The following is a 9,930-nucleotide window of genomic DNA, read 5'->3' as shown; positions in this document are numbered from 1 at the left end:
CTGGGGCAAGCGACCGCCGGTCGCCGGTACGGCCGCGGACCTCGCCCGGACGCGGCGCCCGTCCGACTGGAAGCGCCTGTCGGCGGGAGCCGGAACCAAGGGACCGCGGCTGCACGACTGGTGTTATCTCGAATTGGCCGACCTCGAGGCCGAGCAGTTCAACAGCGCAAATGATGGTTTATGGACGCGCGGTCTACTGATCCGTCGTCGCATCGCCGATGATGACCTCGCCTTCTTCACCACCTGGTGCCCAGCGGGAACATCAATTGAAACGCTGGTCGCGGTCGAAGGCCATCGATGGGCGATCGAGGACAGCTTTGAAACCGCGAAAAACGAGTTCGGGCTGGATCACAACGAGAGCAGATCCTGGCATGGCTGGCACCGTCATGTGTCCTTGGTGATGCTCGCCTTCGCCATGATGGCCGCGATCCAACATCGCGCTAATCCGCCACCGCCAAAAAAACGAAACCTCGCCCCCCGGCAAAAGCCAAAGCATAACCACGCCGCCACTGATCCGTTGGTCAATCCAGGAAATCCGCCGCATTGCCATCAGACTTGCTCGAAAGCGTATTCAACCCGCACGCATCATCGCATGGTCTTTCTGGCGCAGAGCTCATCAGGCTGCCGCTCAACGCGCTCATGTCAAATCAAAAAGACAACTGTAATGCTAGGGCGGCCGCGTTCGGCAGCTCGGCGAGATCGCGGGCCGCTTCCGCCAGCGCAGCCGTGGCATTGGCCAGCAGGCGAACGCGGTCGCGCTCGGCGTTCAGCTCGGCCAAGGCGCCGGGGTGGACGAGATCGATCGCGTGGTTGCGCACCGCTTCGGTGGTTGCGGGGTCGATGCCGACCAGCTCCGGAGCCTCGAGAATCGATTGCAGGAACAGAAGGGACATGCTCGGGATGAGGGCGCGCAGCTCCTGCGCGGACTTGCCGGCGAGACGATCGCGAACCTGACTCCGCAGGCCCGCGCCAGCCGCGTCGGTCTTGTCGATCGCCGGCAACTGGATCTTAGCGCGCTTCTCGTCGACATGGATTCGGTCTTGCTCGATACAATCCATTTGCCGGTTTCGACCTCGGAGGCCAGCCCCATGCGCTCCAGCTTGCGCGCGCGCTCGATCAGTAGCGCGCGGTTCTGGCGGAACGTGTCGCGCATGTGCTGGTCGGGACGCAGGTCGGTAAACTCCTTCCCCTGCTGTTCGGCGATCAGCATCCGGTCGAGCCGGGTGAAGCGGTCGGCGTCCACTTCCCGCTCAAGCTGCTTTGCCACCTCAAGCTCGGTCTGGCGGCCCAGTTCCCGGGTAACGATCTCGCTGGCCGGCTCGCGAATACCGTAAGCGATATAGTCGCCAGCAATGAGGGTCTTGCCGTCGTCGGTCATACCCCGAACGATGATGTGGGTGTGCGGGTGGCCGGTGTTGTGGTGATCGACCGCGATCCAGTCGAGTTTTGTTTTGAGATCCGCTTCTATCTGCTTCATCAGATCGCGGGTAGTCTCGCGCGGGTCGACCAGTTCAACGCCTTCTTCGGCCGAGATAATGAAGCGGAACTGATGGCGGTCATCGCGGCCCCGATCGAGGAAAGCACGGCCATCCTCCATGTCGCGGTCGCCGGAATAGACCTGGCCTTCTCGCCATCCTTCGTCACACCATCCCGTTCGAGATAGCGCAGGTGCGCGTCCACCGCCTTGGCGCTCACGAACTGCCGCCCTCGCGTGGCACCGCGCTGCGGATTGAGCTTCACCACGCGAGCCTCCACCGCCACGCGCCGCGACCGGGTGCGCACCCCGCTCCCGTCCCGGCTCCATGCGCTCCGATCCCTGAGCGTCAGCGCCGTTGCAGCACCCCGCCCACGCGCATTGAACCGCCCGCTACCCTTCCCGGCCCTACCCGGGCGGTCGGGATTGCCGCCTGCCCCGGCGTATGGCCTGATGGACCTGGCCGAGGAAGCTGGCCGGGCGTCGTCGCATCCCGCTGATCCGGCGCGCTCTCGTCCTTGCACCACTGCGATCATGGACCTTACCGGGACGGATGCGGAAGTCGTCTTCGTCACGTGCCATGAGACGACGATTGGAAGTCGAGAGGCATCCCGCAAGAGCCGATATGCGACAATCGCAAAGGACCGCAGAAATGCTTACATCAGCGTAAGCGCTTCGGTCTCGCCCTTTCCACACATTGCGGGCGACGCCGCTCGGACCGTTGAAGACAAAGAAGAAAGTGTCAGTAGCGCCCCCGGCTCAACTCACCCGTTCAAAACGAGCCGCGTAAAACCAATGTGCAGACAAAAACTTAGGAACGAAGTTCCGGCAGCGAGGAATCCCGCTTTATCTTGCCGTCCTCCTTTCCCGTCGTAAGCGTCCGGTTCTTGCACGACTTTCCGAGAGTACACTGTCGTTCCATACCGGTTCATTCCAGAACAAAGCCAGATGCGAGCGGTGGTCGGCTCATGTCGAGGCGTGGCAACTCCGCGGTTTGTCGCAGCGCCGCTACTGCCAGATCCACCGCCTCACAGATACAACATTTACACGTTGGCTGCGCGCGACCACGGAAGCGGAAGCGGCTAAAACACTGCGCGCCAAACGCTAAATCCTTGTCGAAACCGAGCACGAGGAGCGTCGAAGACTAACGCAGGAGGAGACCGTTCAAGCTGACAGCGAATAAGCGCGATCAGGACGCCGTACGCTACGCCGCACTGAGCAATTGTCCAACATCTATCTCGATGCCGCCCGACGGACCAGAGCATGGAATTGGCGCAGAAACTTGCCGCGCAATCCATCATGCGACTGGCGGGGCTACGCCATCTGGCCTCCGAATCGGGATTGCGATGATCCGCAAGGCGAGCCGCCGCGGTCTCGCTAAAGTACGCCCAAGTGACGAAACCGGCCACGCGACGGTTTCCCACTTCGCTTGAAAACCACTTGAGCGGTCTCGCTTATCGCCAGGCCTTTGCTGCGAGAAGGCGATCCTCGTTCAGTCACGCCTTGGTCTGCCGCGCGAAGGCAAGCGCCCTTTCCATGTCTTTATCGGCCCGCAGCGTCGCGTTGCGGATACGGGCGTGCAGCCGTTCGGCTTTCGCTTGCGCAACGCGCTTCAGGATGCGGCCGAGCCATGGCGGCAGCCCTTGGTCCAGGCCTGGCGCGCGAAGGCACCGGCGCGTCAGAAAACCGGCATGCACCTCGAACAGGTTGTCTTCGAGCGATACGATCGCTTGATACGATCCGGGGTCGCCCTGCCTTCCACAGCGGCCGAACAGCTGCCGATCGATCCTGCCGGATTCGTGGTATTCCGTCAGGATCACATGCAGGCCGCCGTTGAGAGCGACGTCAGGCGCAAGCTTGATGTCGGTGCCGCGGCCCGCCATGTTGGTTGCAATGGTGATGCGACCGCGTTGGCCTGCCAAGGCCACGAGTTCCGCCTCTTCTGGTTCGTTGCGCGCATTGAGGACGACATGGGCCAGACCACCTTGCGCAAAAAAGCCGGCCAATTGCTCGGAGGCCTCGACCGAGCGCGTGCCGATCAGAACCGACCGGTTTTGATCGACCAGTATGCGAGAGGCTTCCACCACCGCCCGCCACTTCTCGGACCTGGCGCTGTATAGGGCGACGCCAAGGTCGCGCTTCAGATCAGGCTTGTGGGTTGCAATCGGGATGACGCTGAGGCCATAGACCGAGCGGAATTCGGCCGCCACCTCGGCGCCCGTACCGGTCATGCCACATAGTCCGAGATAGCGGCGAAAGAACCGCTGATAGGTGATCTGGGTCAGCGTCTCGCGGCGGCCGGTGGTGGGGCAGTTCTCCTTGGCCTCGATCAGCTGCTGCAGCCCGCGCTGCCACTGCCGGTCCGGCATGGTTCGGCCGGTGAATTCGTCGACGATCTGGATCTTCTGATCCGCAACGATGTAGTGCTGGTCCCTGCGGTATAGCAAAAGCGCCGCCAAAGCCTGCTGGACCAACTCCTCCCGCGCGCGTTTGGCCTTCCAATGCCCCTCCAGCGAGGAGAGCAAACCCGGCAATGCCGCCTGCCCCTCCGGCGTCAGGCGGACGGAGCGCCTCACCTCGGATACGCCATAGTGGACAACCGGGCTCAGCTTTCGCGCAGCCTGCAAAATTGCGTTGCAAAGCGCCGTGCTCATCTCGGCTTCGTGCTCGCGGGAGATAATCAACGGCGTGCGAGCTTCGTCGATCAGGATGCTGTCGGCCTCGTCGACGATCGCGAAGTGCAAACCGCGCATCAGCGTTTGAGAATTGTCGGCCGGCAACCCGAGGCACGAGGCTCGAAGACGCGCGGCGGACGGCCGGCCGATGGCATGGCGATCACGAAGATAGTCGAACACCAGTTCCTTGTTGCAGGCGTACAGCACGTCGCTGTAATAGGCGCGCCGCCGCTCCGGGCGCGGCTGGCCATGAACCGCCAGGCCAACTTCAAGGCCGAGTGCTTCATAGACCGGGCGCAATTCGTTGGCGTCGCGTTCGGCGAGATAATCGTTGATCGTCACGACGTGGACCGGCATGCCCGCGAGGGCCGCGGTGGCGGCCGGCAGCAACGCCGTGATGGTCTTTCCCTCACCGGTGCGCATTTCCGCGACATGACCGCTGATCATCGCAAAGCCGCCCAGGAGCTGAACCGGACGATGCCGCATCGCGATCTTGCGTGCCGCGGTTTCACGAATCAAAGCGAAGGAACGCGCGACCAGCTCCAGTGCAAACCCCTTGGCCACCAACTGTGGCCGCAGGCGGTCAGCCGCCGCCCGCAGTCCCGCATCATCCAAGCGGTCGAGTTCGGGTTGATGAGCCTCAACCAGGGCCACGAGACCGCTTTGCAGCAACTGACGCCGGATCAGGACACGTTGCAGCGGTTCGACCGCAGCATAGCATGCGCTATCCCACCACTTGACGTCGACGCGGTCGCGCTCCGGCGCGGGCGCCGTGACGATCTCTGGCGAAAGCCAGGGGCGGAGCGAGACATCAAGCATCGAAGTGGGACAAGAACACTTGCCGCAGCCGGCGATACCACTGAAATCCGAGCGCCTCCCAGTCGTGACGGAACTGCAGATAGATCCGGGTGCCGTAATAAAGATCAACGGGGGCCGGCGAGAGCCGCATATCAAACTGGAATACACGCTCCATCGCGGTATTGCCGTCGGCATCCCGCGGGTCGTTGGCAAGCCGGCCGCCGCCATTGACGCCCAGCGCCTTGCTCGGGAGCGCATTGCCGGCGGCAGGGACTTCGCGGATGATCGAAGCCGCGAATGTCGTCGCGAGCCGATCCACGATCTTCGCATCGGCCGTTCGAAGATGGCCGCGAACCAGTTCGATATCGTCCTGCCGAACGACGACGCGCACCGTGCGCGGCTCGTCCGCCATGATGAACCCGAGCATCGAGCCCTCCTGGACCCAGCGACCAGCCGAATCTTCCGGTTTAAGCGCGACGAAGATTCCGGCTCGTGGACTTCGAACCACGAGGCGTTCGACGCGAACCGTCAGCCGCTGCAGCTCGGACCGCTCGGCTTCCAATTCTTGGAGCGTGACGGCGGCCTTGGGGCGATCGCTGACAAATTCGGATCGCAGCCGCGTCTCGACTTCGGCGACCCGCTGCGCCTGGGCAACGATCTGCGCCGCCAGCGCCGGCTCCGTGAGCTGAAATAGCTTATCGCCTCCGCGAACCTGGCTTCCCGAAGCCATCTCGAGACGCTCGACGAAGCTGCTGGTTCCGGCCCGGACCTGGGCATCTTCCGGCAACCAGACGACACCCTCGCCGACCGTGACGAGGGGCGCCGGCACTAGCAGAATGAGCCCAGCCATCGACAGGCATGCGGCGACCGACACACCGATGGCGCGGCCGCGCCGATCGTTCAATGTAGGACTGGTCACGAGGTGACGCACGATGCGTCCGAGCGGTGCGATGAACCCAGTGAACAGCGACCAGGCCGCAATCGCGCCACCGATTGCCAGATACTCGGTCGAGACGAACAGGGCGATGCCGATAAACACGATGAAGCGATAGATATAGGCCAGCGGGGCGTAGAGAAGAAGCCAGTGCCGTTCCGACGGCAACACTGAGCTGGTGCGCGGGGGTTGCACACCGAACAGACGATGTTCGATCATGGTGGCCCAGTAACGGTTCGAGCGGCTGCCCAGATTGGGTATTTCCAGCAAGTCCGTCAGAATGTAGTAACCATCGAACCGCAGCAGCGGATTTCCATTTACGACAATGGTCGACAACCCGGCGATCAGCACGACATCGAGCGCGGCTGCCCGGACGACGCCGGTTTCGGCAAACAACCAGACATGAACCGCAATGCCCGCCAGAGCCAGTTCGGTCAACATGCCGGCCGCGCCGACCAGTGCGCGGGCATATTTGCTTCGAAACGACAGCGACGCGGAAGCGTCGACATAGGGCACCGGCATGAATATGAGAAACATCAAGCCGGCGTCGTGAACTGCGCCGCCATAGGCCTTGACGATTACGCCGTGGCCAAGCTCGTGCAGGAACTTGACGACCGGAAACATCAGCGCCAGCAGCAGCAGATTCTCGGCTGCGAGAGTTCTTTCCGGCAGACTTGCCGACCACTCCTGCCAGTGGATCGCCAGCAGGAAGGCAGCCGGCACCACGATCGCGAGCCAGAGCAGCGCGAACGGACGCGCGCCAAACGGCCGCATCAAGTCGACCAGCCGGCTCAGCATCCGATCCGGGTCAATCAGCGAGACCGAGATCGCGAGCGGGTTCTTGAAGTTACGCGTCAGCCGCATCCAGCGGCGTTTCTCAAGCCGCTCCAGAAGCCCGGAGGTCTCCGGTGCATCGCCGGATTGCATGAGGTCGGCACTGTGCAGCTGCGACAGCAGCCGCAGCACTTCATCCTGGGAGGGGGCGTTTTCCTCAAGCTGCGTAGCAGCCGCCTTCCATAGCTCGTCGAGCGTGCGCTCGCCGTTCATGTTGCCGATCAAGAGGTAGGTCGCCGGCGTGAAGCGATGGACCCGGCCGGTGGCGTGATCGTGCAGAACGTACCACGTGACGCCCCGATAGCGATGGCGATGCACCTCGACGTGGGGATGAAGCTGCGGCTTGAGCTGCGCGGCGCGGTACCAGGTCGCGCTGAAGAACGACTCACTCATCGCGCCGCCTCGATCGCGGTGGTCCTCACGGCGTCCACTCCCAGGCCAGCAGGCGAAGCCGGTCGGTGACGCCGCGGGTCCAGATCCAGAACAGCGAAGCCTCGCCGACCGAAAGCTTGGCGACGCCTTCCATTCCAGGCCTGAGCTGCACTTCGGTGGCGCCGAGCAGCGCTTCGACACGGAACGCACTTCTTCCGTTCTGCGTCGTCGAGACCGGCGTGATGCGCTCCACTTCGAACGGCACCGTGGCCCCGGCGGCGCCGGTGAGCGAGAGCAAACCACGCTGCGCGCGCGACACGTACCCGATGTCGAACTCACTGACCTGAAGGACGACCCGGTAGGAACTCAAAGGGGCAATCTCGAACAGCACCTTGCCCTGCTCGACCGGCGTGCCGACCAACTGACTGAGATCGCCCGATACGATAAGGCCGTCGATCGGCGCCGTAATCCTGGTGCGGGACAGCTTGTCGGTTGCCAGCGCCAGCTCCGCCTCGGCCTGACGAAGCTGCGCCGCCGCAACCAGACTGCCGGCGCGGTCGTGCTTGGCAAGCGCGTCACGTCCGCGTTGAATGTTCTTTTGCCGCTCGCTCTCCCACTTCATCACGTCCGAGCGCAAATCGCGATCGTCAAGCACGGCCAGAACCGCGCCGGCGGCCACGACGTCGCCAGCCTTGGCCGGCGCCTGCTGAATGAAACCCTGAAACGGGGAGACCGCGGCCCGCTGCACCGAACCTTCAAGGACCGATTTGGCAGTGATGCGAAACTCGCCCTGCCAGAAAACCGCCACCGCGACGGCAAGGGCCGCGGCGATCGCGCCGAGCTTGGCAGCCGGATGCCTGGGCCCGATCACGACGCGGACCGCATCCTGAACCGATGTCGCAACGCGTCCGGCAAAAAGCCTGCGCGAGTCCGCCTTCATCTTCAGGACCGGCCCGACCAACGATCCTACCAACTCGAAGACATCGAGATGGGCGGCATCGAACGGTTCTCCCGTTGTTCGCTCGAATGTTAGAACGCCGACTGCGCCGGTCCGCGCTCGCATCACGATGGAGGCGACCGTGCCGGCATCCCAGGCTTTCATCAGAGCCGCATGCGCGATCGCGATTTGATTACCTGCCTCGGGCAGCGGCGGCAACACGACGGAAGCCGCCTGATCGTAGGCTTCCTCCATCGCGTTCTCGATTGCCGCGACCAGGTCCGCCTTCTCCTGAAACCAGGCCGCGTTCGACATCGCACCAAGCTTCACGGTCTCGCCGACGAGCATGCCGAAGGCCACGCGCTCGCAGTTCAACCGCTGCGCCAGTTCGTTGACCAGTGCAAGGGCGGCCCCATCGATGCCATCGTGCTCATCGGCGACAGCCAGCATCTCGAGCGCAATGGCGGCGACGTCGAGCTGGTGTTTGACATCCTCGGTGCGGTTTCGCCAGACGAACCCCTCGATCCAGCCCGCTCCCCAATGCAGGCGGCGGAGGATGCGCTGCAGATCGGCACCCGGCTTCGCCGCGGCATCGACCACCACGACGCCGTGGATTTCACCGCGGCTTTCGATCGGATAGGCAATATGCAAACCGGTGTCATCGGGACCGGCACCTGCCTGGGCAGGGGCCGTGATCCCTCGTCGTTCGGATAGCGCGCGCTCGGCGACCACCGCGAGATGGGTGACGTCGGTGAGCGGTCCCGGCCACACCGCGGCAGGGCCGAACGAACCATCGGGCCGCGGCAGCAACAACGCCGCGGCACGGGTTGTACCTATCTCGACGCATTGCAGCGCCAGCCAGGCGCTCAGCAGATTGCCGGTGGTTTCCGACGCCGCGAACGCCGTCCAGAGCGCATTCTCGGCCGAGGCTTGCGGCGCATCGTCGGTCGAAGAGGCGCCCCCGGTGCCTGGGGCGTCTTGCGCCATGGGGTCGATCGTCGATGATACGCTCATTTCAAACAGGCACTCATCTCGGCGCCTCTCCAAGCGCGCCTGCCTGGTCGAGGAACCGAATCTTGCAGCGCAAGCCGCCGGGAAGGCTGAGATCCGGATTCGGCAGCGAGAGGCGCACGCCGAAAGTACCACTGGACGCATCGAACAGCGTGTCGACGACGGTCACCGCGGCCCGATAATGGCCGCCGACAGGCGCCTCGGGTTCGACGTCGGCAATCATGCCGGGCCGCAATTGACCGAACATCGCCAGCGGCGCAAACACCTCCACGTAAAGCGGATTCATCCGCGCCAGCACCAGGATGTGGGCCTGCTCGGTGCGATATTCACCCGGCCCGAGCACCCTTTCCGTGACCACCGCGTCGAGCGGACTGAGAATGACCCGCTGGCGCAGCAGCCCTTCAGCGCGGCGCAACTCGCTCTTGGCGATGTCGAGGTTAAGCTGTGCTTCCTTGAGGGCCAGAATGGCGACACGTTCGTCGGTTTTGGCCTCGTCGTAGGCAGCTTCGGTCACGGTGTTGGTCGCTCGCAGCGTCTCCATCCGCTTGAACTTGCGGTGCAGAAATTCGACACGCGCCTCGCCACTGCTAATGGGGTTGTCGTTTTCGGAACGCGAGCGTGCCGCGGCCACCGCGGCCTCCTCGACTTCGCTTTCAAGTTCGGCAAGCCGTTGGCCCTGGCGCACGACGTCGCCGCGATCCACCAGCACATTCCGAATCAACCCGGGAACCGGAGCGCCTATCTTCAGGGTCGCGCTGGATTCGATGAGACAGTCGAGCTTTTCCTGCGACGCCACCCTGCGCTCCTCACCGGAAGCACCGGAGATACTCAGGATGGTCAGGAACCCGACCAATTTCAACGAACGATAATGGCGCTGCATGTTTCCACTTGCTTG

6 protein-coding genes and 1 pseudogene are annotated in these 9,930 nt (G+C 63.6%); 2 read left to right on the top strand and 5 right to left on the bottom strand.

Annotated features, from left to right (window positions below; all coding sequences use genetic code 11):
- A pseudogene (locus tag IVA82_RS41245) lies at positions 1 to 445 on the top strand (transposase); the annotation flags it as partial.
- 202 nt (positions 446 to 647) lie between these two features.
- Here the strand turns inward: IVA82_RS41245 and IVA82_RS41240 are convergent.
- On the bottom strand, positions 648 to 1,001 hold the full coding sequence (locus tag IVA82_RS41240; RefSeq protein ID WP_247386061.1) for a hypothetical protein: 354 nt from the start codon (positions 999 to 1,001) through the stop codon (positions 648 to 650).
- A gap of 152 nt (positions 1,002 to 1,153) precedes the next feature.
- Here IVA82_RS41240 and IVA82_RS41235 point away from each other — a divergent pair, with 152 nt between their 5' ends.
- Complete coding sequence (locus tag IVA82_RS41235) at positions 1,154 to 1,663, top strand: hypothetical protein (protein WP_247386056.1); 510 nt, start codon at positions 1,154 to 1,156, stop codon at positions 1,661 to 1,663.
- Positions 1,664 to 2,970: 1,307 nt separating this feature from the next.
- Here the strand turns inward: IVA82_RS41235 and IVA82_RS41230 are convergent.
- The 4 genes from IVA82_RS41230 to IVA82_RS41215 are packed head-to-tail and all read right to left on the bottom strand — an operon-like array spanning position 2,971 to position 9,915.
- On the bottom strand, positions 2,971 to 4,968 hold the full coding sequence (locus IVA82_RS41230; protein WP_247386065.1) for a DEAD/DEAH box helicase: 1,998 nt from the start codon (positions 4,966 to 4,968) through the stop codon (positions 2,971 to 2,973).
- Positions 4,961 to 7,108, bottom strand: a complete 2,148-nt coding sequence (locus IVA82_RS41225; protein WP_247386055.1) for a peptidase M50 — start codon at positions 7,106 to 7,108, stop codon at positions 4,961 to 4,963. Before IVA82_RS41225 ends, IVA82_RS41230 begins: the two co-directional genes overlap by 8 nt.
- Positions 7,109 to 7,133: 25 nt before the next feature.
- Positions 7,134 to 9,011: an HlyD family secretion protein gene (locus IVA82_RS41220; protein ID WP_247386053.1), complete on the bottom strand. Its 1,878-nt coding sequence runs from the start codon at positions 9,009 to 9,011 to the stop codon at positions 7,134 to 7,136.
- Between the two features lie 40 nt (positions 9,012 to 9,051).
- Positions 9,052 to 9,915 (bottom strand): efflux RND transporter periplasmic adaptor subunit, encoded by an 864-nt coding sequence (locus IVA82_RS41215; protein WP_247386052.1) that lies wholly within the window; start codon positions 9,913 to 9,915, stop codon positions 9,052 to 9,054.
- Positions 9,916 to 9,930: the final 15 nt, after the last annotated feature.

The sequence above is a fragment of the Bradyrhizobium sp. 142 genome (assembly GCF_023074015.1).
In the GTDB taxonomy this organism is placed as follows: Bacteria; Pseudomonadota; Alphaproteobacteria; order Rhizobiales; family Xanthobacteraceae; genus Bradyrhizobium.
This window is presented reverse-complemented; position numbering and strand designations above follow the sequence as displayed.

Bases quoted from the DNA above. Each gene is read 5' to 3' on its own strand.
- IVA82_RS41230 (WP_247386065.1), bottom strand. From the start codon at position 4,968: ATGCTTGATGTCTCGCTCCGCCCCTGGCTTTCGCCAGAGATCGTCACG.
- IVA82_RS41225 (WP_247386055.1), bottom strand. From the start codon at position 7,108: ATGAGTGAGTCGTTCTTCAGCGCGACCTGGTACCGCGCCGCGCAGCTC.
- IVA82_RS41220 (WP_247386053.1), bottom strand. From the start codon at position 9,011: ATGGCGCAAGACGCCCCAGGCACCGGGGGCGCCTCTTCGACCGACGAT.
- IVA82_RS41215 (WP_247386052.1), bottom strand. From the start codon at position 9,915: ATGCAGCGCCATTATCGTTCGTTGAAATTGGTCGGGTTCCTGACCATC.